Origin of the sequence: Pseudomonas sp. B34(2017) (genome assembly GCF_002112915.1) — a bacterium.
GTDB lineage: Bacteria > Pseudomonadota > Gammaproteobacteria > Pseudomonadales > Pseudomonadaceae > Aquipseudomonas > Aquipseudomonas pharyngis.
In genome coordinates, this window is record NZ_NEJA01000002.1 from 886974 (window position 1) to 908899 (window position 21926).

Annotated in this window: 19 protein-coding genes; 8 read left to right on the plus strand and 11 right to left on the minus strand. The window is 62.9% G+C overall.

All coding sequences use genetic code 11. The annotated features are described in order from the left end of the window. Nucleotides 1-653 precede the first annotated feature (653 nt). The 3 genes from CAF80_RS09380 to CAF80_RS09390 all read left to right on the plus strand — a co-directional run bounded on the left by CAF80_RS09380 (nt 654) and on the right by CAF80_RS09390 (nt 3085). A complete protein-coding gene (locus tag CAF80_RS09380) occupies nt 654-1058 on the plus strand; it encodes a hypothetical protein (protein WP_074690724.1) in 405 nt (134 codons plus the stop codon). A gap of 40 nt (nt 1059-1098) precedes the next feature. After that, the gene (locus CAF80_RS09385; protein ID WP_074690723.1) at nt 1099-1515 is read left to right on the plus strand and encodes an organic hydroperoxide resistance protein; all 417 of its coding nucleotides are present in this window, start codon (nt 1099-1101) and stop codon (nt 1513-1515) included. Nucleotides 1516-1651: 136 nt separating this feature from the next. Further along, a complete protein-coding gene (locus CAF80_RS09390; protein ID WP_074690722.1) occupies nt 1652-3085 on the plus strand; it encodes a catalase in 1434 nt (477 codons plus the stop codon). 66 nt (nt 3086-3151) lie between these two features. Here the strand turns inward: CAF80_RS09390 and CAF80_RS09395 are convergent, their stop codons facing one another. The 3 genes from CAF80_RS09395 to CAF80_RS09405 all read right to left on the minus strand — a co-directional run bounded on the left by CAF80_RS09395 (nt 3152) and on the right by CAF80_RS09405 (nt 6335). After that, nucleotides 3152-4570 (minus strand): aldehyde dehydrogenase family protein, encoded by a 1419-nt coding sequence (locus CAF80_RS09395; protein ID WP_085667240.1) that lies wholly within the window; start codon nt 4568-4570, stop codon nt 3152-3154. 65 nt (nt 4571-4635) lie between these two features. Further along, complete coding sequence (locus CAF80_RS09400; protein ID WP_064595644.1) at nt 4636-5385, minus strand: creatininase family protein; 750 nt, start codon at nt 5383-5385, stop codon at nt 4636-4638. Between the two features lie 134 nt (nt 5386-5519). Next, nucleotides 5520-6335, minus strand: coding sequence for a helix-turn-helix transcriptional regulator (locus CAF80_RS09405; RefSeq protein WP_039771046.1), 816 nt, complete (start codon nt 6333-6335; stop codon nt 5520-5522). Nucleotides 6336-6468: 133 nt separating this feature from the next. On the opposite strand from CAF80_RS09405, the gene CAF80_RS09410 reads away from it, so the two are divergent. After that, nucleotides 6469-7683, plus strand: coding sequence for a CynX/NimT family MFS transporter (locus CAF80_RS09410; RefSeq protein ID WP_074690720.1), 1215 nt, complete (start codon nt 6469-6471; stop codon nt 7681-7683). Between the two features lie 46 nt (nt 7684-7729). Here CAF80_RS09410 and CAF80_RS09415 read toward each other — a convergent pair whose 3' ends face one another. From CAF80_RS09415 to CAF80_RS09430, 4 genes are all read right to left on the minus strand, one after another. Further along, nucleotides 7730-8506 carry an alpha/beta fold hydrolase gene (locus CAF80_RS09415; protein WP_074690719.1) on the minus strand — a complete coding sequence of 259 codons (777 nt, stop codon included), beginning with the start codon at nt 8504-8506 and terminating at the stop codon, nt 7730-7732. A 24-nt stretch (nt 8507-8530) separates the two neighbouring features. Next, complete coding sequence (locus CAF80_RS09420) at nt 8531-9040, minus strand: cytochrome P460 family protein (protein ID WP_074690959.1); 510 nt, start codon at nt 9038-9040, stop codon at nt 8531-8533. A gap of 24 nt (nt 9041-9064) precedes the next feature. Next, nucleotides 9065-10108 carry an alpha/beta fold hydrolase gene (locus CAF80_RS09425; RefSeq protein WP_074690718.1) on the minus strand — a complete coding sequence of 348 codons (1044 nt, stop codon included), beginning with the start codon at nt 10106-10108 and terminating at the stop codon, nt 9065-9067. A gap of 86 nt (nt 10109-10194) precedes the next feature. Beyond that, entirely contained in the window at nt 10195-11541 is a 1347-nt protein-coding gene (locus CAF80_RS09430) for an epoxide hydrolase family protein (protein WP_074690717.1), read from the minus strand. Nucleotides 11542-11757: 216 nt separating this feature from the next. Between CAF80_RS09430 and CAF80_RS09435 the strand changes: the two genes are divergently transcribed. Continuing rightward, on the plus strand, nt 11758-12987 hold the full coding sequence (locus CAF80_RS09435) for an MFS transporter (RefSeq protein WP_074690716.1): 1230 nt from the start codon (nt 11758-11760) through the stop codon (nt 12985-12987). Here CAF80_RS09435 and CAF80_RS09440 read toward each other — a convergent pair. Then, the gene (locus tag CAF80_RS09440; RefSeq protein WP_074690958.1) at nt 12974-13939 is read right to left on the minus strand and encodes a quinone oxidoreductase; all 966 of its coding nucleotides are present in this window, start codon (nt 13937-13939) and stop codon (nt 12974-12976) included. The two genes, CAF80_RS09435 and CAF80_RS09440, sit on opposite strands and share 14 nt — an antisense overlap. 338 nt (nt 13940-14277) lie before the next feature. Between CAF80_RS09440 and CAF80_RS09445 the strand changes: the two genes are divergently transcribed. The 3 genes from CAF80_RS09445 to CAF80_RS09455 all read left to right on the plus strand — a co-directional run bounded on the left by CAF80_RS09445 (nt 14278) and on the right by CAF80_RS09455 (nt 17303). Beyond that, nucleotides 14278-16239 (plus strand): PAS domain-containing sensor histidine kinase, encoded by a 1962-nt coding sequence (locus tag CAF80_RS09445; protein WP_254778439.1) that lies wholly within the window; start codon nt 14278-14280, stop codon nt 16237-16239. Next, a complete protein-coding gene (locus tag CAF80_RS09450) occupies nt 16239-16610 on the plus strand; it encodes a response regulator (protein ID WP_039771030.1) in 372 nt (123 codons plus the stop codon). Before CAF80_RS09445 ends, CAF80_RS09450 begins: the two co-directional genes overlap by 1 nt. A 78-nt stretch (nt 16611-16688) precedes the next feature. Continuing rightward, nucleotides 16689-17303, plus strand: coding sequence for a response regulator transcription factor (locus CAF80_RS09455; protein ID WP_064595622.1), 615 nt, complete (start codon nt 16689-16691; stop codon nt 17301-17303). Here CAF80_RS09455 and CAF80_RS09460 read toward each other — a convergent pair. The 3 genes from CAF80_RS09460 to hchA all read right to left on the minus strand — a co-directional run bounded on the left by CAF80_RS09460 (nt 17290) and on the right by hchA (nt 21888). Then, nucleotides 17290-20172, minus strand: coding sequence for a winged helix-turn-helix domain-containing protein (locus CAF80_RS09460; protein ID WP_074690714.1), 2883 nt, complete (start codon nt 20170-20172; stop codon nt 17290-17292). The two genes, CAF80_RS09455 and CAF80_RS09460, sit on opposite strands and share 14 nt — an antisense overlap. A 121-nt stretch (nt 20173-20293) precedes the next feature. Beyond that, entirely contained in the window at nt 20294-21013 is a 720-nt protein-coding gene (locus tag CAF80_RS09465) for a PA1136 family autoinducer-binding transcriptional regulator (protein ID WP_039771025.1), read from the minus strand. Next, nucleotides 21010-21888, minus strand: a complete 879-nt coding sequence (hchA, locus tag CAF80_RS09470; RefSeq protein ID WP_074690713.1) for a glyoxalase III HchA — start codon at nt 21886-21888, stop codon at nt 21010-21012. Before hchA ends, CAF80_RS09465 begins: the two co-directional genes overlap by 4 nt. Nucleotides 21889-21926 lie beyond the last annotated feature (38 nt).

The window sequence follows — 21926 nt, forward strand, 5'->3', positions numbered from 1 at the left end:
GAAATTCGGGGGGAGACAGGCTGGAGAAAAACGCCGCCGCGCGGTCGGCGCAGGCAACTGGAAAGTGGGCCGGATCATTGGCGACAGACGTCGCCCCGTTCATTGCATCGACGATTGCAAACCGCGTGACCAATTGAAACCTCGACTTCCATTTGAGGGTCAACGACGAGGAACAACCTGCGCGGGGATGACAGCGCCAGGGTGGTCCCGATCGGCTGCGACTGCCGGGTCTGTAGACACACGGCAATCTTCTGGCGCCGGGTTTGTGACCCGAAGCGCCGGCGGATAATAACCACGTTTTTTGTTAGGGAGGCAAACAAAATGTAGGAAATTTGCTAAATAAATATCGGACGTTTCCTACATGGTTGTGACGATGGCAAAGGGACAGGGATGTCAAAAATGCTCGTACACCGTACCGCCGTTTCCTGCAGGCCAAGGGCATCGAAAACCGCTGCAGCGTCTTGAGTGGCCAGCGAAAAAGTCACCGCGCGACCTACCTCGATAGCCGGGCGCTAACAAGCGCTAACAACGCATAACTGGCAGTCATTCGGCTGTGAAGGCAGGCTTGAATCTCACCGCTGAACGCCGGGCCACCTGCAAATCTTTCCGGCAGCCGCGCTCAGTCGAACGATGGTTTTGCGAGGGATTCGACCATGGCTGAAGGTTATCGCAACACTTGCCTGTGCGAGTCAGACCGGCTCGGCAACGACGAATTGTATGCCTTGGTCGCGGGCGCCGTCCGGCATGGCCGGGGTGAGGCGCAACAGCTGTTCGCGACGGTGACACCGTTGCTCATCGCCTTCTACGAAGGTCAGGTGCAGGCTGGGCGGATCCGTCGCGAAGACACCGGCAGCCTCGTCCAGCAAGCCTTCAGGGCGCTCTACCAGGAACAGGCCGCCCATGACCCGAGCTTTCCGTTTCGCGCCTGGCTGATCGAAATCGCCCGCTCGACCCTGCTCGACAATCTTGGCCATCGCGGCGCTGATGCCGTGGCCACGGCCGACGCGCTGGCGGGTGCATCTGCACGGGAATGTCATGAACCCACGCGGGCCACATGAACCGCCCTCCACGCTGTGAAATGCTTTTCAGGGAATGCCCATGATCGATATCGAAAAAACCCTCTACTCCGCACATACCTGCACCACAGGCGGCCGCGAGGGCACAGGACGCAGTGACGATGGCCGACTGGATCTCAAGCTGTCGCCCCCGGGTGCGCCCGGCTCCGGAACCAACCCCGAGCAATTGTTCGCCGTGTGCTGGTCGGCCTGTTTCCTCGGCTCACTGCGCCACGCCTGCAATGCGCGCAAGATCGTTTTTCCGGCCATGGCCGGGGTGGATGCTCAAATCGACCTGGTCCACGGGGAACAAGGTTTTTTCCTTAAGGCTCAACTGGCTGTGTCACTGCCGGATATCGAACCGCAAGTGGCGCTCCAGCTGATCGACGCAGCGCACCAGAACTGCCCCTACTCCAAGGCCACGCGCAACAACATCAAGGTCAGCATCACCCTCGCCTGATCCGTCTTTTGCCGACAGCAAAACGCCCAATCTTCCAACCACACCTTCGTACTATCCGGCGACACCAAGGTGCAATAGATCGCGCCCAAGGCTTTTGATGTGATGGCGGGAAACCGACAAAAGCCAGGAGTTGCGCATGAACAAGCTGACGACTGCCGCGGGCGCGCCCGTGGTTGATAACAACAACGTACAGACCGCCGGCCCCAGGGGCCCGATGCTGTTGCAGGACGTATGGTTGCTGGAAAAACTGGCGCACTTCGATCGGGAGGTCATTCCGGAGCGGCGCATGCACGCCAAGGGTTCCGGTGCGTTCGGCACCTTCACCGTCACCCATGACATCAGCCGCTTCACCAAGGCCAGGCTGTTTTCCAGCGTGGGCAAGACCACCGATGTGTTCGTCCGTTTCTCGACCGTGGCCGGTGAACGTGGCGCGGCGGATGCCGAGCGCGATATCCGTGGATTCGCCATCAAGTTCTACACCGAACAAGGCAACTGGGATCTGGTGGGCAACAACACGCCGGTGTTCTTTCTGCGCGACCCGTTGAAATTCCCCGACCTCAACCATGCGGTCAAACGCGACCCGCGCACCAACATGCGCAGCGCGCGCAACAACTGGGATTTCTGGACCTTACTGCCGGAAGCGCTGCATCAGGTCACGATTGTCATGAGCGATCGTGGCCTGCCGCGCACCTACCGCCACATGCACGGTTTCGGCAGCCACACCTTCAGTTTCATCAGCCCGGCGAACGAACGTTTCTGGGTGAAGTTCACCTGGAAGACTCAACAAGGCATCGAGAACCTGACCGATCAACAAGCCGCGACACTGATCGGCGATGACCGCGAAAGCGCCCAGCGCGACCTGTACAACGCCATCGAGGAAGGCCACTTCCCGCAATGGAAGCTCTACGTACAAGTGATGCCGGAGCTGGACGCCGAGACCTACCCAATCAACCCGTTCGACCTGACCAAAGTCTGGCCCCACGCGGATTACCCGTTGATCGAAGTCGGCGTGCTCGAGCTCAACCGCAACCCGGACAACTACTTCGCCGACGTCGAACAGGCGGCCTTCAACCCGGCCAACGTGGTGCCCGGCATCAGCTTCTCACCGGACAAAATGCTTCAGGCCCGGCTGTTCTCCTATGGCGATGCCCAGCGCTATCGCGTCGGCGTCAACCATCATCAGATCCCGGTGAACGCGCCGCGCTGCCGGGTCAACAGCTATCACCGGGACGGCCAGATGCGCACCGATGCGAACGCGGGAAGCACAATCGGCTACGAGCCCAACAGCTATGGCGAGTGGGCCGAGCAACCGGATTTCAGCGAACCGCCGCTGGCCCTCAAAGGCAGCGCCGGGCACTGGAATCACCGCGAGGACGACGACTACTTCTCGCAACCGGGCGCACTGTTCCGGGCCATGTCCCCCGCCCAGCAACAGGTCTTGTTCGAGAACACCGCGCGCTCGATCCATGGCGCCAGCGCCCAGACCCGGCAACGCCACATCGATAACTGCACCCAGGCCGATCCGGCATACGGTGCGGGTGTTGCACAGGCCATCGAAGCACTGGGCTGATCCGCAATGGCGTAAGCAAGGCAAGCAGGACAAGCAGGATTGATCCTGTTTGCCCTGCTGCCGTGGTCAGTCCTCTACGATGCTTTTCGCTTCAAGAAACGCCTCCAGCCCGGACACGCCAAATTCCCTGCCGATCCCCGACTGCTTGACCCCGCCAAACGGCGCGAGCAGCTCCGGTGCGATCCGGTTGATCAACACCGAACCGGCCTCCAGACGCGCAGCGATGCGTCGACCCCGTTCCGCCTCGCGGGTAAACACATAGGCCTGCAAACCGTAGACGCTGGCATTGGCGATGCGAATGGCGTGTTCTTCATCGTCATAAGCGATGATCGACAGCACCGGGCCGAAGATCTCTTCCCGGGCAATATCCATGTCGTTGCTGACGTCGGCAAACACCGTGGGCTTGACGAAATAGCCCTGGCTCAGCCCGGAAGGCCGGCCCTCCCCGCCGACGATCAATCGCGCGCCCTGCTCCAGCCCGCGCCGGATAAAACCCTGCACGCGATCAAACTGCGCCTGGTTGACCAACGGGCCGATGGCCGTCGCCGGATCATGGGGATTACCGACCACTATGGCGTCGACCAAGCCTCTTACCCGTTCGATCACCTGCGGCAGGAGCGCGCGCGGCACCAACAGCCGCGTGCCGGCGACACAGGCCTGACCGTTGTTCATGAAGGCGGCATTCAGGGCCATGGGGATGGCCGCCTCGAGATCCGCGTCGTCGAGCACAATGGACGCCGACTTGCCGGTGAGCGACAGGCTCACCCGCTTCATGGTCTCGATACCCGCGCGGGCAATGAGTTTTCCGGTGGCGGTGGAACCGGTGAACGAAATCTTCGCGATGTGCGGGCTGGTGCTGATCTCGTCGCCCACTTCGCCGCCACGGCCCGAGACAATATTGATCACCCCGTTGGGCAGTTCCGCACGATGCAAGGCGAGCGCGAGCACCTGGGTCTGCAACGGGCTGAGTTCGCTCGGCTTGATGACCGAGGCGCAGCCGCCGGCAATCGCCGCCGCCAGTTTGCTGCACACCGTACCGGCGGTGCTGTTCCAGGGCGCGAACAATGCCGATACCCCAACCGGTTCCATCACGACCATTGCCCGGCCCACAGGCCGCACCAGCTCGTAGTTTTCGAGAATCTGCGCCGCGTTGGCGAAGGATTGCGAGGCGTACTGGCTGACCCATTGCGCACGGGCCAACGGTGCGCCGTATTCCTCGATAGCGGTGTCGCGTATCTCTTCGGTGCTCTCCAGCACCGCCGCCTGCAGGCGCTTGAGCATGTCGATGCGCTCGGCTTTCGAGGTGCGGCCCATCGTGACTTGCGCACGCTGGGCGGCGGCGATGGCTTGCCTGGCATCCTCGCGATTGGCCAGGGTGACCGTTCCGATGACGGACTCCGTCGCCGGGTTGATGCATTCGATCGTTTCGCGGCCCTGAACGGGCACGAACGCACCATCGATGTAGCTGTGCTTGATAGTCCACATGGCGATTTTCCCAAGGGTTGAAACAGCAACGCCCGGAACATCCGGGCGTTGATCAGGACGACGGTTCAGTCGGGTAATGACTCGCGGCTGAAGGCCTGCACCTCCTGCACCAGACCGCGAGCGGCCATTTCCACCAACTGCCGACCCTTTTCCGGCGAAGCCTGGGCCGGGTCCGAACCCATGCGGCCGTCCGGGTGACGGGCGCGGAAATCCGCCGCTTCACGGATCGGGCCCCAGTTGGCGATCTGCGGCGAATAATCGGCCGACTTGATGGAATCGGGGTAGGCCCATTGGGTCACGGCGATTTCCGAAGGGGTAGCGTGAATGCCGTGGCCGGTCGGGAACTGCTCGCGCGCCAACTCGTTGACCCCTTCCAGGTCCCACCAGTTGCAAAGCTTCAGGGCAAACCCGGCCTTGCGTCGGGCGAAACTCGCTTCGGCGTACAGCTCCGAAAACGCCGCTTCGATTGACGCGATGTTGCCGCCGTGGCCATTGAGGAAAAAGATCTTTTCAAAGCCATGGGCGGCCAGCGAACGGGTCCAGTCGGCGATGGCGGCGATGAACGTCGAGGGCCTGAGCGAGATGGTGCCGGGGAAGCCGAGGTGATGTTGCGCCATGCCGATGTTGAAGGTCGGGGCAATCAGGATATCGGCGTTTTTCTGCGCTTCATGGGCGATGATTTCCGGGCACATCCAGTCGGTGCCCAGCAGGCCGGTCGGCCCGTGCTGTTCGTTGGAACCGATCGGGATGACGATGGTGCGGCTGCGTTCGAGGAATTGGGCGATTTCGGACCAGGTCGATAGGTATAAAAGCATCAGGATTCTCACTCTTCGAAGGTTCCTCGCGGAACGAGGCTGGGTGTTCAGTGCACCTGCAACAGCAGTGTCATTGATACCACCCGCCTCCCTTCGACGACAGAATACGAAGGTATCGGAATCGCCGAAACGCGCTAATCGCGAACGAGAAATTCACGAGGCGATTCGCCCATCACTCGCCTGAACATCGCACTGAAGGCACTCTGGCTGGCGTAGCCCAGATCCCGGGCAATCACCCCGACGGATTGCCCCTTGTCGAGCCGATCGATAGCGGTCGCCAGCCGTACCTGCTGCAGCCAGTGGCGGAAATTCAGACCGGTTTCATTGACGAACAGGCGTATCAGCGTGCGCGAACTGGCGCCGACCCGGTCAGCCCAGTAACCGATCGAATGGTCTTGACCGGGGTCTTGCAGAATCGCCTCGCACACAGTGACCAGACGCCGGTCGAGCGGCCACGGCACTTCGATCGGCAACGTCCGCGCCGCCTGCAACTCACTGAGTATCAGGGCCACGATGTGTGCGTTACGGCCCTCCTGCGGGTATTCGATCGGTTGCTCGGCCAGGGCCAGAATCAACTCGCGCAGCAGTCCGGGGATCTCCAGTACTTTGCAGTGATGGCCCAGCTCTGCGCAGGCTTGCGGCTCGATGTAGATCGAGCGCATCTTGACCGCGCTCAGCATCAACTGGTCGTGGATCATTCCGGGCGGAATCCACAGCGCCCGTTTCGGCGGCAGGATCCACAAGCCGCGCTCGGTGGCCACCCGCATCACGCCGTTCGAGGCATACAGCAACTGCCCGTGCCGATGCACGTGCGGCTCGTTGTATTCGCCGGTGGCCTGATCACGCACCAGCACGGTCATCACTCGCGGCACGTCCTGATAATCGGGATAACGTTCGCTGCGCGGCGCGGAATCACGCTGGGCGATGATCTTGCGCACCTCCTGCTTCATCGCTGGAGTCTCCTGAAAACAGACCTTGATCGTGTTAAAGCGGCGATTGTCACTTTGGCGACAAACCCTGGCATTTGCCATGGCCGGTCCATTGTTAGCCTTGCGCTCATTGTTCATCAATGAGGCCTTTCCCATGGCAATCACCCGCAATCTCTCCGGCCACCAGCAGAGCGTCACGGCGGTGATCGGCCTGCTGATCCTGTCCATCGCCCTGCGGCCGCCGATCATTTCGGTGGGGCCGATTCTGCTGTTGATCCAGCAGCACTTCCAGTTGAGCTACACCCAGGCCGCGCTGCTGACCTCGATTCCCGACGTCTGCATGGGCGTGTTCGCGCTGGTGGTTCCGAGCCTGGCCCGGCGCTTCGGGATCGATCGCAGTGTGGTTGTCGCCCTGACGTTGTTGGGCGCCTCGACCTTGTTGCGGGCGATCTCGCCGAATGCATTCTTCCTGCTCGGCAGTACGTTCTTCGCCAGCATCGGCATTGCGGTTGCCGGCGCGATGACCGGCGCGTGGATCAAGACTCACTTTGCGCAACGCCCGGCGCTGTTCATGGGCATCTATGCCGGCGGCTTGAGTCTGGGCGCGACCCTCGCGGCGGTGCTCAGCGCACCGATTGCCGAGCTGGCGCAAGACTGGCGAGTCAGCGCCGGAGTCTGGAGCGTGCTGTGCCTCACCGCCATCGCCAGTTGGGTGTGGATGGCACGGCGTTTTGCGACACCGGCGCCCACCGTGAAATCGCCATCGAGCCCGAGCAAACGCCTGCCCTGGGGCAATCCGCAGGCCTGGCTGATCGCGTTGAATTTCGGTGCCGGGCAATTCGTGGTCTACGCCCTCTTCGCCTGGATGGCGCCCGCCTCGGTGGAAGCGGCCACATCGAGTGTTTCCCCGGGCGTCCTGCTGGGCATTTTTACTGCAGTGTTCGCTGTGGCCAGCGTGGGTGCGGGGCTGATTCCGGGCAAGGCCCACGACCGGCGCGGTTTGCTCGGGTTGTCGGCGTTGCTGGCCCTGCTCGGGGTGGGCGGGATGGCGTTCCTGCCGGCGTACTGGCCGATGCTGTATGTGGTGCTCGCGGCCATCGGCCTGGGCATGGGCTTCACCGTGGCCATGACCTTGCCGCTGGATCACGCCCGCACCAGCGAACAGGCCGGATTGTGGACGGTGTTCATGTTGTTCATCGGTTACCTGATCGCCGCGCTCGGGCCGTTGCTGTTCGGTGCCCTGCGCGAATACGCCGGACACTATGGCCCGGCGTACACCTTGCTGTTCGCGGTACTGCTGTTGATGCTCGGCATCACGCCCCTGCTCAGACTGGCACCGGCAACTTCGCCGCAGGTGTCCGTTGCCTGAGCGGGGGGTGACAGACCTGCGACGCGCCTCGGCACGTCGCAGGGTTTCAGTTGGCGGCCGCGGCTTTTTCAATCAGCCGCGCCACCGGTGCCGGATTCGACACCATCACCACGTGCGAGGCGCCCTTCACCACCTCAACGGCCTTGGCATCTGCACGCTTGGCCATGAACGCCATCGCCTGGGGCGGGATGTTCTTGTCCTTGTCGCCGTAGATGTACCACGACGGAATGTGCTTCCAGGCAGGTGTTCCGGCCTGCTCGTTCAGCGCCGCTTCGGTGACCGGACGTTGAGTAGCCGCCATCAGCGCCGCTTGTGCAGCCGGGACGTCGGCGGCGAATTGATCGTGGAACTTGCTCTGCTGGATGTACAGGTCCTTGCCGCCGTCGGCCAGCGCAACGGGTGGTGCCAGCGTTGGTCCGAGGGTGCTGCCGGGAAACTTGCCGGCCAGCCCGGCAACGGTTTCACCGGCCTCTGGGGCAAACGCGCTGACGTAGACCAGCGCTTTGATATTGGCATGATCGTTGGCCGCATCACTGATGACGTTGCCGCCATAGGAATGACCGACCAGCACCACCGGCGACTGGATGCTGCTGAGCAACGCCGATACCGCTGCGCCATCGCTCTTGACGCCGCGCAGCGGATTGGCGGCGGCGATCACCGTGTAGCCGTCCTTCTCGAGAATCTTCGCCACGCCGTTCCAGCTCGACGCGTCGGCAAATGCGCCGTGCACCAGCACGACCGTGGGTTTGGCGGTTTGGGCGAAGGCATTGGCGCCCAGGCACAGGCCCGCAGCGATGCTCAGTGCAATCAGTGTTTTTTTCATCTGGATGTTCCTCGTATGACGGATTCAGGGGGCGTATCGGGTGAAGACAAAATCGTGGTTCTGCACCCGCGCCTGATGGCAGGCAAAGCAGGTCTGGTGCTGGGCTTCGTCGGCGGGTTTGCCGTTGATGAAACGGCCGAATCCCCAGCCACCGGTCGAGGCGTATTTGCGCGAGTCCTTGACCATCACCTGAACGGTGGTGGCCGCCCCTGGAATCGAGGCCGGTTCGAATTCCGGCGACTGCACGTGTTTCCACGCCAGCTTCACCAGCACCGTGCCGTCGGGAAACGGCAACGTCGCGCTCTGGTAAGCCTTGATCGCCCGGTCATTGCCCAGCACCGCACGCAGTTCATCCAGCGGCGCGGCTTCCTGGGCCGGGGCAATCAGCGTCCACTGCCGATAGTTTTTCGGCAGCTTCACGCCGTAGATCGGCGAGGCATCGCCGTCATCGGCCTCGCCCAACGCGACACCGGTGGCCGCCAGTGCCGCGAGCGCAATGGCCGCTGGCAGCACGGCCCAATGGTTGAATTTCATGGTCGGATCCCCTTCGGCCGGCAATCAGAGATGATCGGCATCGATCACCGCCTGGGCGAACGCTTGCGGCGCTTCCTGCGGCAGGTTGTGGCCGATGCCGCCGCTGATCAGCCGGTACTCGTACTTGCCGGTAAAGCGTTTGGCGTAGGCCTCGGCCGGTGGGTGCGGCGCACCATTGGCGTCGCCTTCGAGGGTGATGGTCGGCACGCTGATCGAGGGGAATGCCGCCAGTTTTTTCTCCAGCGGATCGTATTGCGCTTCCCCTTTGATCAGCCCCAGGCGCCAGCGGTAGTTGAAGATCGACACGGCGACGTGATCCGGGTTCTGCAACGCGGCGGCGCTGCGCTCGTAAGTCGCGTCGTCGAAGTTCCACTTCGGCGAGGCCAGCTGCCAGATCAGTTTGGCGAAGTCGTGGGTGTTCTTTTCGTAGCCCAGACGACCGCGTTCGGTCGCAAAGTAAAACTGATACCACCACTGCAACTCCGCCGCCGGCGGCAGCGGCGTCTTGCCCGCTTCCTGGCTGCCGATCAGGTAACCGCTCACCGCCACCAACGCCTTCACCCGCTCGGGCCAGAGCGCGGCGACGATGTCGGCGGTGCGCGCGCCCCAGTCATAGCCGCCAAGCACGGCCTGTTTGATCTTCAGGGCGTCCATGAAGTCGATCAGATCTTTGGCCAGCGCCGCCGGCTGGCCGTTGCGCACGGTTTTGGCGGACAGGAAACGCGTGTCGCCATAGCCGCGCGCGTAGGGAATCAGCACCCGATAGCCTTTCTGCGCCAGTGCCGGCGCCACGTCGGTGTAGCTGTGAATATCGTAGGGCCAGCCGTGCAGCAGGATGACCACCGGACCGTCGGCCGGACCGACTTCGGCGTAGGAAACGTCCAGCAGTCCGGCCTTGACGTGTTTCAGCGCGCCGAACGAAACATTCGTGCCGGCGGTAATGGCGTCAATCTTGCCGGCGGGCACTCCGGCGGCGCTGGCGTATGCCGAAGCGATGCCCAGCGCAAGCGCCAGGATCGAACCGGCGAGCACGCGCCGGGATGGGGTTACAGCGTTAAAGTCAGTCATGCCGAGTCTCCCTCGTGAACCGCCGGGCGGCGGTTCCGGGCTTTGTGGTCAAGGGCTTAGGGTTGAAGGGCTTGCGGATTGAAGGGTCAGCGGGCTGCCTGCGCAGCGGTTTTCTGCGCAGCCGCGCGCAGTGGCCGGAAGGCTTCGCGCAGTTCTTCGCTGAACAGTTGCGGTTGCTCCCATGCCGCGAAGTGACCGCCCTTGCTGACTTCGCTGAAGTAGGCCAGCGACGGATAGGCGCGCTGCGACCAGACTTTCGGCGCGCGGTAGATTTCGTGTGGGAACACGGTGATCGCCACCGGCACCTTGATGTCGGCAGTCTTCTGCGCGGCGGCGCTGAAGTTATTGTTGTTGTTCTCCCAGTAGAAACGGGAGGACGACGCCCCGCTGTCGGTCAGCCAGTAGAGGCTGATGTCATCGAGCATTTCATCGCGGCTCAGGACTTTCTCGGGCTGACCGTCGCTATCGGTCCACGCGGCGAATTTTTCATACATCCACGCTGCCGTGCCGGCAGGCGAATCGGCCAGCAGATAACCGATGGTCTGCGGTCGGGTCACCATCATTGCGCCGTAGGCGGCGTTGCGACCGAAGAACTGGCTGAGCGAATTGAAGGCCGTCACCTCCGGCGCGGTCAGCCCTGCCGGGGCCGGATCGCCGCTGTTGATCGGCTTGACCAGTTCCGGCGGCACGGTGGCCGGCATGTTCAGGTGGATACCCAGCAAACCGGGCGGCGCCAGGCGACCCAGCGCATCGGAAATCACCGAGCCGTGATCGCCGCCCTGGGACACGTAATGGCTGTAGCCCAGACGTTTCATCAACACATCCCAGGCCTTCGCCACCCGGTCAGGCCCCCAGCCGAGCTCGGTCGGTTTGCCGGAAAAACCATGGCCGGGAATCGACGGGATCACCACATCGAACGAGTCCTCGACCTTGCCGCCATAGGCCACGGGATCGGTCAGCGGGCCGATGGTCTTGAGAAATTCGAACTGCGAACCCGGCCAGCCGTGGGTGAGGATCAGCGGCATCGCATTGGGATTGCGCGAACGCACGTGGATGAACTGGATGTCGACGCCGTCGATGGTGGTCACAAACTCCGGCAAGGCGTTGAGCTTCGCTTCAGCCTTGCGCCAGTCATAGCCGTCGCCCCAATACTTCACCAACGCCTGGACCTGCGCCAGTTGCACTCCCTGGGACACGTCGCCGACCGTTTCCTTATCCGGCCAGCGAGTGTCGGCGATGCGTTTGCGCAGGTCGCTCAATTTCGCTTCGTCCACATGGATGGTGTACGGGCGAATGGCTTGCGCCGGATCCGCTGCCGGGGTCGCGGCCCAGACGCCGCTGCTGCCAGCGAGTACGGCAACGCCGAGCGCGCCGCCCCTGATGGATGACGCCAGGCAATGGCGCCAGGTAAGACCGGACGAAACCGCAACCATGATGGATCTCCTTGTAGTCATTATTCGAAAGGCATCGCCAATCGGATCAGACCACTGCGCTGGCACCGGGGCGATTACACGATGGTGTCGGTCGATACCTTGGTATGACGCGCTGGCCCGGCGCGCAAAAACGCGCTCGAACTCAGCAGCGGTTAACGGGCAGAATGCGGCGGGGAAACGGCCCAATTGAATGACAGACCTGAACAAGGATTGCGGATGCGTGGGGAAACAGCGCTCGAACGCCTGAGCAGTACGCCATCGACCACTTCTCCGTGGTGGGTGATCGGGCTGTGCATGCTGTTCAACGTGATCGACGGACTCGACGTGATGGCCATGGCCTTCACCGCCAGCCGGGTTGCGGCGGAGTGGGCGTTGAGCGGCGCGCAACTGGGCCTGTTGTTGAGCGCAAGTCTGGTCGGGATGGCGCTCGGTTCGCTGCTGGCCGCGCCCAGGGCCGACCGCTTCGGGCGCAGGCCTTTGTTGCTCGCCGGCCTGCTGCTCAGCGGCCTGAGCATGTTGCTGTCGTTCTGGAGCCCGGATCATCACGTGTTGATGTTCCTGCGTTTGCTGACCGGCATCGGCACGGGGGCAGTGCTGGTGGGGGCGAACGTGCTGACGTTCGAACACGCCGGTCCGCAGCGACGCAATCTGGCGATCGCACTGCAATCCCTCGCCTTTGCGATGGGCGCCAGTCTGGGCGGTGTGCTGGCCCATGTATTGAATGATTTGATGGGCTGGCGGTATGTCTTTCTGGCCGGGGGTTGCATCACGCTGGCGGCGGCATTGGTCGGTGTCTTCTGGCTGCGAGAATCGCCGTCATTTCTGGCACTTGAACACCGCGCGCCTATTCCTCCACTGTCGCCTGACGACGTCAGCCGGCCGTTTTCGCCCGGTCAATGGCAACAGACTCTATCGCTGGCACTGGCACTCTTTCTGTTGATGTTCTGCTTTTACTTCGTGATGAGCTGGACGCCGGCCCTGTTGGTCGACAATGGCTTTACCGACCAACAAGGCGCCCGGATCGGGATGCTGTTGGCGCTGGGTGGCATGCTCGGCGCCCTGCTGCTGGGACTGGCGGCCAATCGTTACGGCTGCCGACGTTTGCTGTCGGGTTTTCTGCTGCTCAACGCCGCCCTGCTGCCATTGATGCTGCCGGCCACTCGCGTCCCCGGTCTGGCGACACTCGTGGCGGTCACGCTGGGGCTGATGCTCAATGGTGCAGTCGCGGCTCTGTATGTGCTGGCCCCTCAAGCGTTCTGCACGTCGGTCCGCACGACCGGCGTCGGAGTGGTGCTGGCGACGGGGCGTCTGGGGGCGATCATTTCGCCGGTGGTCGCCGGGTTTCTGCTGGATGCCGGATGGACCGCACAACACCTGTTCACGTTTTTCGCCGGTAGCCAGGTGTTGGCGGCCCTGCTGATCTGGCGTGGCGTCAAGGGACGATGATCAGCTTGCCCGTCGTGTTGCGCGACTCGATATCGCGATGGGCCTGTTGCGCATCATCCAGTGAATAACGCTTGCCGATCACGGCTTTCAGTTTGCCGGCACTGACCCACGCGAACAGTTGCCGGGATTTTTCCAGCAGCACCTCGCGGTTGCGCACGTAGTGCATGACCGAGGGATACGTCAGCTTGATGCTGCGCGGCATGCTGAAGATATCGATCGGCGGGATCGGGTTCATGAACGGTCCGTACAAGGCCAGGGTGCCGAAATAATCCAGCATCTCCAGCGAATCGGCGAACCCTTCCGCGCCGGTGCCGTCGTACACCACATTCACCCGCTGCCCGTCGGTCAGGCGCATGACCTGGGCGGCAATGTTTTGCGCTCGCCCGATCACCACATAGTCCGCCCCCGCCGCGAGCACCGCCTCGACCTTGTCGGCATGAGAAACCCGGCCTATGACCTTGCCGCCCAGCAGCTTGATCAACTGGGTCAGCATCAGCCCCACGCCCCCCGCCGCCGCATGCACCAAGGCTACGTCGCCCGGCTGGATCGCGTGCACCTTGTCCACCAGATTGCTGGCGGTCAGGCCCTGCATCATCAGGCTGGCGGCGGTGGCGAAGTCGATCTCATCGGGCAACGGCACCAACTGGCTGACCGGGGCGATCACCTGTTCGGCGTAGCTGCCCGGCACGTAATGCCAGGCCACGCGGTCACCGACAGCGAACTCCGTCACCTGCGGGCCGCTGGCCAGGACGACGCCGGCGCCTTCTGCACCCAGCGTCAGCGGCAGTTCCCAGGCAGCGCCGAGCCCGCGTCGGGCACCGGTGTCCATGAAATTGATACCCGCCGCCATGACCTTGACCAGGACTTGCCCGGGCCCCGGTTCTGCCAGTTGAATGTCCTGCACCGTCAACACTTCGGGCCCGCCAAAGGCCTGGATAACCACTGCTTTCATCATGTTCTGCCCTGTCATCGGGACGACCGGTCCTGCTGCCTTTCGGGTGGCAGGAGCGCGGACGTCACGTTGCTTTCACTCAACGTCGAAGGACGTTGAAACCAGGGCCAAGGCTGCGCGGCGGATGTATCCCGGCGGTTTCGCCAACCCGGCGCTGTGCATGCTTGTATGGCTAGAGGGGCGGTAGATACAGTGGCTTACAAAAGCGCCACTGTGATGCCCATCGCAGTGTGCAATGTCGGCCGATATTCGCCACGGGCGACACCAAAGTATGATGGGCGAGTGCCATCCGAAGGCGCATCTTTGTTCAACGGTGACTGCACACAATGAGAATCGGTATGACGAACGAGCAGGAGCGCGTCATCGAGGACGGTCCAGGCCGCGCGGGTGACGCGGTCATGCCGGCGCCGGGGATCGACTCGATCATCGACAGCATCCCGGCCATGGTCGCCTTCATGACGCCGTCCGGTGAGCTGGAACAGGTGAACCGGCAAATCATGGAGTACATCGGCGCCCCGCTGCATGAACTGAAAAACTGGCAGGCCAGCGAGACCGTGCACCCGGACGACCTGCCCTCGGTCATCGCTGCCTGGATGCACTCGGTCAGTACCGGCACGCCCTATGAAAACGAGCACCGGATTCGCCGCGCCGACGGTGTCTATCGCTGGTTCCATGTGCGCGGCCTGCCGATCAGAGACAGTGCAGGCACCATCACCCGCTGGTGCGTGCTGCAGGTCGATATCGATGAGCGCCGGCGGGACAAGGCCTTGATCGCCAGTGCCCTGGCCGAAGTCAGCGCGTCGGAAGAACGTCTGCGCGGGATCATCGACGCCGTTCCCGGTTTTGTCTGGAGCGCCTCGCCGGAAGGCAACGTCGGCTTCGTCAATCAGCGCTGGTGCGACTACACCGGCATGTCCGTCGAACAAGCCTGCGGTGACGGCTGGACGGCGTCCATCCACCCCGACGACGCACCGGGCCTGGCGGTTTATTGGCAAGGGATTCTGCAATCGGGCAACGCCGGTGAATACGAGGCCCGACTGAGACGCTTCGACGGCGTTTACCGCTGGTTCCTGATCCGCGCCGTGCCCCAGCGTGATGACACGGGGCGGATCGTGCGCTGGTACGGCGAGAACACCGATATCGAAGACCGCAAACGGGCGGAAGTCTTTCTGGCCAAGGCCCAACGCCTGAGCGCCACCGGTACGTTTTCCTGGCGGGTGAGCACCGACGAGATCACCTGGTCGGACGAGGTCTACCGCATCCTTGAACTGGACCCGGACACGCCGCCCGGCTTCGAGGCGATCTATCGCCGCGTGCATCCGGACGACATCTCCAGCCATCGGGAAATGATCAAGCGCCAACGCCGCAAGGGGCGCGACTTCGAACACGAGCACCGGCTGCTGATGCCCGACGGCACGGTGAAATACGTGCGGCTGGTGGCGCACTCGATCGCCCATGCGCCCGATGGCTTCGAATACATCGCCGCCCTGCAGGACATCACCCAGCGCCGGCTCGCCGAAGAGGTCTTGAGCAAGGCGCGCTCGGAACTGACGCACCTGGCCAGGGTCGCCAGCCTTGGCGCGGTCACGGCGTCGATTGCCCACGAGGTCAATCAACCGCTGGCCGGCATCATCACTAACGCCAGCACCTGCCTGCGCATGCTCGGCGCCGACCCGCCGAATGTCGATGGCGCCAGGGAAACCGCGCGCCGCACCATTCGCGACGGCAACCGCGCGGCCGATGTGATCAATCGACTGCGGGCGCTGTTCTCGAAGAAAAGCATCACCCTTGAAAACGTCAATCTGAATGACGCGGCACGGGAAGTCATCGCCATGCTGCTGGGCGAGCTGCAACGCAACGGCGTGGTGCTGCATCCGCAATTTGCCGAAGCGCTGCCGCTGGTCAGGGGCGACCGGGTTCAGCTTCAACAGGTGATCCTCAACCTGATCATGAATGCCGCCGAGGCCATGAGCGCGATCCACGACCGGCCCCGACAATTGATCGTCAGCACCGGTCTGGGCTCGGACGAGAGCGTTTACCTGGCGGTGAAGGACAGCGGCAACGGCGTCGATCCACAGGACATCGAACGCATTTTCAACGCTTTCTACACCACCAAAAGCTCGGGCATGGGCGTCGGTCTGTCCATCAGTCGCTCGATCATCGAGCGCCACGATGGGAAGCTGTGGGCCAGCGCCAACGACGGCCCGGGTACGACGTTTACCTTTGCCATCCCGCATTCGACGGACTTGCCGCAAACCGATAACCGCGACCTCGCCGATCGCACCGTGGAGAATGATTGATGGGTACGCATTTGCTCGTATCGGTGGTCGATGACGACGAATCGGTTCGTGAATCACTGCCTGACCTGATCAAGGAGTTCGGCTTCGCCGTCCAGGCGTTTGCCTCGGCGCAGGCGTTTCTGGCATCGCCCTATCTGGACCTGACCCATTGCCTGATTCTCGACGTTGCCATGCCCGGCATGTCGGGACCTGATCTGCAACGGGAGCTGCTTCGGCGTGACTATCGCATTCCGGTGATTTTCATCACCGCGCACGGCGACGCCAGCGAACAGGCGAAGCTGCTGAACAGTGGCGCCGTGGAGTGCCTGTTCAAACCGTTCAGCGAAGCCCAATTGCTCAAGGCCCTGAGCGCCGCCCTGCCCCTCGATTGAGCGTGAAGCCGAACAGAACAAGGAATCGACATGTTGAACGCGAACAACGCAATCGCCCCTTCCCGTGGAGCATTACCGATGAGTGATGTCACGCCCGTCGTATTCGTTGTCGATGACGACATTTCCGTGCGCGAGTCGCTGGAGCTGATGATCCGCTTCGCCGGATGGCAGCCACGGCTGTTCGAGTCCGCGCAGGACTTTCTCGACGCGCCCCGGGCGCTGGTGCCCAGTTGTCTGGTGCTGGACATCAACCTGCCCGACCTGAACGGCCTGGATCTGCAGACCGCCCTGGCCGATGAGCGCCACAACATGCCGATCATCTTCATCACCGGCTACGGCGATATTCCGCGCACGGTGCGGGCCCTGAAGGCCGGCGCGGTGGAGTTTCTGACCAAACCGTTCAACGACGAGGTGATCCTCAGCGCCATGGCCGATGCGCTGCAAAGCAGTCGCGTGGCGCTTGAGGGGGAAAAGAATCTGCGCGCACTGCTCGAGGCCTACAAGACCCTGACGCCGCGCGAGCAGGAAATCATGGCCTCGGTGGTCAGCGGACGGCTGAACAAGCTGATTGCCGCCGATCTCAACATCAGCGAAATCACCGTCAAGGCCCATCGCGGCAAGGTGATGCGCAAGATGAAGGCCCGTTCGCTGGCGGACCTGGTGAAAATGGCCGCCCTGATTACGCCGGAGTAGCGGGCAGGCTCTGCCAGAAGCTTTCCAGCCGACGCAGATCAAGGCTGTCGAAGCCTTCCGAAGCCCGCTCGCGACAGGCGCCGAGCAACGTCCGGGCCTGATCCGGCTGACCCTGTTCAAGCCAGAAACGGGCCAGATCCATCGATGACCGCAACTCCCACGCCCACGCGCCCTGCTCGCGGCTCAGCGCAATGGAATCCTCAAGAACCGCCAATATGGCCTGCTCATCATCGGCCTGGATAACCTTAAGAATACCGGCCTTGATTCGCAGTAATTCCGGCAGCGCAAAGGCATCACCGCTTCGGCGGCAGTGATCGATGGTGCTGTCGACCAGGGTCAGTGCCTTTGGGTGTTGACCCACCAGCATCAGGCCTTCGGCCAGTGCGATTTCGAATGAGGTCGTGAGCAGTTCGTAACGCATGCCCCGCAACCGCGCCAGACTTTCCTCCAGCATGGCAACTGCTTCGCCGGGTTCCTCGGCGCGGATGGCGATCGCCGCGCGCAACCCGTGGCAGGCGGCAATGTAAGGGCCGAGTGCGTTGGTTTCGGCGATGGCGCTGAACCGCTCGAGGCTCGCGGTGGCCTTCGCCAGATCACCGGTCCAGATATAGATGCACAAGATCCAGACCATGGCGATGCAGTAAGTGACCGGATGCTGCAGCGCGAATGCTTCGGCCTCGATCTGCTCGGCCAAGCGCCGGGCCTGATCGGGATAGCCCTGCAGCCAGAGTGACCGCGCCAGCGCCAGGCCCGTGCGATTGCGGTGATCGAAGCCGTAGTAAATCGTGTTGCTGGGATGGGATGGCAAGCTGTTGCGCAGCGAGCTTTCCAGTTCCTGGCGGGCCAGACGCTGATTGCCGAGCAGATGATGGGAGATGCCGGTCAGCGATGCGGCAATCGCGATGGCGGCGGGCTCGTTGAGGATGTTGCCGACCACCGCGGCCTGCTCCGCCCAGGCCAGCGACGACGGGAAATCACCGATGCGCTCGTAGAATATCTGCAAGCGGCCCAGCAACCTCAGCTGAGATCCGTAGTCGTTCAGCGCGACGGCAATGTCTTGGGCTCGGAGCAAGGCTTTTTCGGCGGCTTCACTGTTGCCTCGGGTGAACATCAGGACCAGACCGAGCGCGGCTTGCAGTTCCATTTCGGTGGGCGTGCCGTAGTACCCCAGTTCCAGCAGTTCCACCGCCCGGGAGCACCAGGTGCGGCACTCGACCAGCAAGGAAAAATGCAGGAACAACGGCGCGCTCGCAGCCGCCAGCGGCAACGCCAGTCCCGGATCACCGTGGGGCCCGAAGCTCCATTCCAGCGCACCGCGAACGTTGCCCAACTGGCTGGCCAGACGCGCCGAGTGGCGGAAAATTTCGTCGGGCGCAGTCCCCAGATGGCCGAGCAGATCCATGTAAAACGCCGCGTGCCGGAACGCCAGCGCATTGACCTCGGCTTCTCCCCGCGCCGCCAGTTTTTCCCGGGCGTAGGCACGCGTCATCTCGAGCAAGCGATACGAATCCGTCGAGTCGCTGTGATCGACCGTGACCAGCCCCTTGCACACCAGATCATCAAGGATCGCCGCCGCCGTGGCGCTTTCGTGTTGCGACTCGGCCACCACCTGAGCGGCGGCTTCCTGGGAGAACGGCCCGACGAAGACCGAAAACCGCTCCAGCGCCAGGCGCTCTTGCTGCGACAGCAGGTCATAGCTCCAGTCGAGCATGGCGCGCAGGGTCTGATGCCGTGGCACGGCAGTTCTGCGCCCCGACCAGCCCAGCGAAAAACGCTCGCCGAGCAGCGCGTGGGTGGCCTTCAATCCGTGGCTCGCGACCCGCATCGCCGCCAGTTCGATCGGCAGCGCCATGCCCTCCAGCCGCTGGCAAATGTCCGCAATCATTTGCCCTCCGCCCGCTTCCAGCAACAGCGCGGCATTGCTCGACGACGCGCGTTCGACAAACAGCTTGATGGCCGGAAATGCCAGCAACTCCGCAACCGAGAGGTGTTGCGGCTCACGGGGAAACTCCAGCGGATTGAGCCAGTGCACGTATTCGCCACGCACCCGCAGCGGCTCGCGACTGGTGGCCAGAACCCCGACCTGCGGCGCGGTGTCGCTGATCTGCTCCAGGAGCGTCGACACCGCGTCGATAAGGTGTTCGCAGTTGTCGATCACCAGCATCAGCCGCTGCTCACGCAAATGCGCGAGCAGTACAAACATCGGGTCTTCCGCCTGCACCGGGATGTCCAGCGATCGGGCCAGCGCCGACGGCACCAGCGCGCAGTCTTCCACTTGCGCCAAATCGACGAAACTGACGCGCTCATAACCCTGGGCGGCGATGCGGTGCGCCACTTCGATGGCCAGGCTGGTCTTGCCGACGCCGCCGGGGCCGACGATGGTAAACAGCCTCGGTTGCTGCATGTGGTCGATGACCAGTTGCAGATCGGTCTCGCGGCCGATCAATTTTGCCCGTGGCGGCAGACTGCAAACGCCATCAGTGGCTCGGGGCGCGATGGGCGCCGGTTGAACAGCGGTCTGTTTTCTTTCCAGCGGCGCGACGAAGGCATAACCCACGCCGACCTGGGTCGCGATGTAACGCGCCTGTTCCTCGCCATCCCCGAGAATCCGCCGCAGGCCGGTCATGTGAAAACGCAGGCTGCCTTCGGCCACCACGCTGTCGGGCCAAACCTTGTCGATCAGGTCGTATTTGGACAGCACGCGCCCCGGTTGCTCGAGCAAGGCGATTAGCAGATCCAGCGCCCGCCCGCCGATCTCGACCGCCACCCCGTTGCGGGTCAGCAGCCGTTTGCCTGGAACGACACAGAACGGACCGAAAATGAATTGGGTCGTGAGGGATTCGTGCAATGCGTCCGGAAAAGACTCCACGAGGATCGATCTCTCTAAAAAACGTAGGGGGCGGCGCCGGTTACAGACAGCCGGCGCAGGCCCTTTGCATGATAGGAGTTTTGCATGGTCGTTCAAGCACGGCACCGGCAGAGAGAGAACCTCACCCCTTTATTTCCCCTTTGCGAATGGCAATTTTGATGGCCTGAGCGGTGGTGGCCACGCCGAGATGCCGACGGGCCGAACGCAGGTGATTTTCCACTGTACGGCCGGACAAGCCGAGCGTGGCAGCAATGTCGGCCTGTCGCCGACCGGCGGCGACCCACGCCAGCACTTCGCGCTCACGGGTCGAGAGTTTCCCGGCTGTCTCGTCCAGCGGCGCTTCGAGCAAGCGTCGTGCCGAGTGAAACGCCACCGTGGCGAGCATGCCCAACGCCAGACGAACCCGCGCCGAGGCATCGATCTGTTCGCCTCCCAGGCTCATGGCGCCTTCAAGCCCTTGCGGGCCGAAGACCGGAATCTGCAATCCATGCACGCCCGGGCCACTGGGCACGCGAACCAGCCGATAAAGTTCGCCGCTCTCCTCCTGCACCTTGCTCCAGAAGAACGATTCGCGGGCGTCCAACAGGTGGCGAGTTACTGGGCAGCGCTGAACGTAGGTTTCGGCGTCGACGCCAGTGCCATCACCAAACCAGTCGCCCTCCACCCAGTAAATGCGCTCGACCACGTCCTCCGACGCCGAGGTGGCGGAGAACAGGACGAATCGATCGTAACCATAGGCCCCGGCGAAACCGCGAACGGCCTTCTGGATCGCCACTAGCGTGGGCGCCGCCTCGATGTCGAGGGCGGCGCGCAAGAGTGCCTCGGCAGGTCCGGAGCTCACCCCGACGTGACCTCTTTGAGGAGCGCGGCCGCCGCCAGTTTGCCCAGCGCGTTGCCCGCCAGCGGACTGTCACCGGTCAGCAGTTTGCGATCCTGAAGCGTGGCCCCGGAAATGTCCTGGTTAGTGATTTCCACACCGAGCGCCTGCAACTGCTCGCCGAACTTCCAGGTCAGGTGGCCGGGCATGTAACCGATGTCGGGGGTTGTCGCGTCCAGGACATCGGGAAAGGCGCAAATCCGGTAGCCATTGAAGATGCATGAATCTTTTGTTTCACCGAGGCCGGCCGCCAGCAGCGCCGCCGGGCCGTGGCACAGAGTAATGACGAATTTGTCCTTGGCGACGGCCCATTGCAGGACTTTCTTCACGTCCTCGCTTTCCGGCAGGCCGATCAGCGCACCGTGGCCGCCGGGAATGAACACGCCGATGTAATCCGAGTCCTCGCCCAGCGCTTCTTCGATCACTTGGGACAGCTTGAGCGGACGCTTGAACTGATCACGATATTGCTCATAGAAGCCCTTCACTTCGGCGTCTTCGGAGGGCATGGCCCAGAATTCGAACTTGACCGGATTGCCCGACAGCGTCGCGACGTCGAAGCCGAAACCGGCCTTGTCCAGGTGATACATCGGCAGCAGGGTTTCAACCGGGTGATTGCCCGTGGAAAACATGGTGCCGTTGTCGGTCAATAGATAGCGCTCGTCCGCGCCGATCATCAGGACCTTCCAGCGCCCGCCCTTGTAACGGTTGGGGTACTCGGCATCACTGAGATCGGATTTGGGCGAAGTGAACTGGCTGAGGGAATACGGCGAGGGGAAAAACGCGTTGTCCTCAGCCGGATCGGGGGTTGGGCGCTTGTCGTCAGTCTGCGTGGTAGCCATGGTGCTCTCCATCGAGTGGGTCAACGTCGGAGTTCATG

Coding starts and splice junctions, on each gene's coding strand:
- CAF80_RS09380 (WP_074690724.1), top strand. CDS start 654: ATGGCTGAAGGTTATCGCAACACTTGCCTGTGCGAGTCAGACCGGCTC.
- CAF80_RS09385 (WP_074690723.1), top strand. CDS start 1,099: ATGATCGATATCGAAAAAACCCTCTACTCCGCACATACCTGCACCACA.
- CAF80_RS09390 (WP_074690722.1), top strand. CDS start 1,652: ATGAACAAGCTGACGACTGCCGCGGGCGCGCCCGTGGTTGATAACAAC.
- CAF80_RS09395 (WP_085667240.1), bottom strand. CDS start 4,570: ATGTGGACTATCAAGCACAGCTACATCGATGGTGCGTTCGTGCCCGTT.
- CAF80_RS09400 (WP_064595644.1), bottom strand. CDS start 5,385: ATGCTTTTATACCTATCGACCTGGTCCGAAATCGCCCAATTCCTCGAA.
- CAF80_RS09405 (WP_039771046.1), bottom strand. CDS start 6,335: ATGAAGCAGGAGGTGCGCAAGATCATCGCCCAGCGTGATTCCGCGCCG.
- CAF80_RS09410 (WP_074690720.1), top strand. CDS start 6,469: ATGGCAATCACCCGCAATCTCTCCGGCCACCAGCAGAGCGTCACGGCG.
- CAF80_RS09415 (WP_074690719.1), bottom strand. CDS start 8,506: ATGAAAAAAACACTGATTGCACTGAGCATCGCTGCGGGCCTGTGCCTG.
- CAF80_RS09420 (WP_074690959.1), bottom strand. CDS start 9,040: ATGAAATTCAACCATTGGGCCGTGCTGCCAGCGGCCATTGCGCTCGCG.
- CAF80_RS09425 (WP_074690718.1), bottom strand. CDS start 10,108: ATGACTGACTTTAACGCTGTAACCCCATCCCGGCGCGTGCTCGCCGGT.
- CAF80_RS09430 (WP_074690717.1), bottom strand. CDS start 11,541: ATGGTTGCGGTTTCGTCCGGTCTTACCTGGCGCCATTGCCTGGCGTCA.
- CAF80_RS09435 (WP_074690716.1), top strand. CDS start 11,758: ATGCGTGGGGAAACAGCGCTCGAACGCCTGAGCAGTACGCCATCGACC.
- CAF80_RS09440 (WP_074690958.1), bottom strand. CDS start 13,939: ATGAAAGCAGTGGTTATCCAGGCCTTTGGCGGGCCCGAAGTGTTGACG.
- CAF80_RS09445 (WP_254778439.1), top strand. CDS start 14,278: ATGACGAACGAGCAGGAGCGCGTCATCGAGGACGGTCCAGGCCGCGCG.
- CAF80_RS09450 (WP_039771030.1), top strand. CDS start 16,239: ATGGGTACGCATTTGCTCGTATCGGTGGTCGATGACGACGAATCGGTT.
- CAF80_RS09455 (WP_064595622.1), top strand. CDS start 16,689: ATGAGTGATGTCACGCCCGTCGTATTCGTTGTCGATGACGACATTTCC.
- hchA (WP_074690713.1), bottom strand. CDS start 21,888: ATGGCTACCACGCAGACTGACGACAAGCGCCCAACCCCCGATCCGGCT.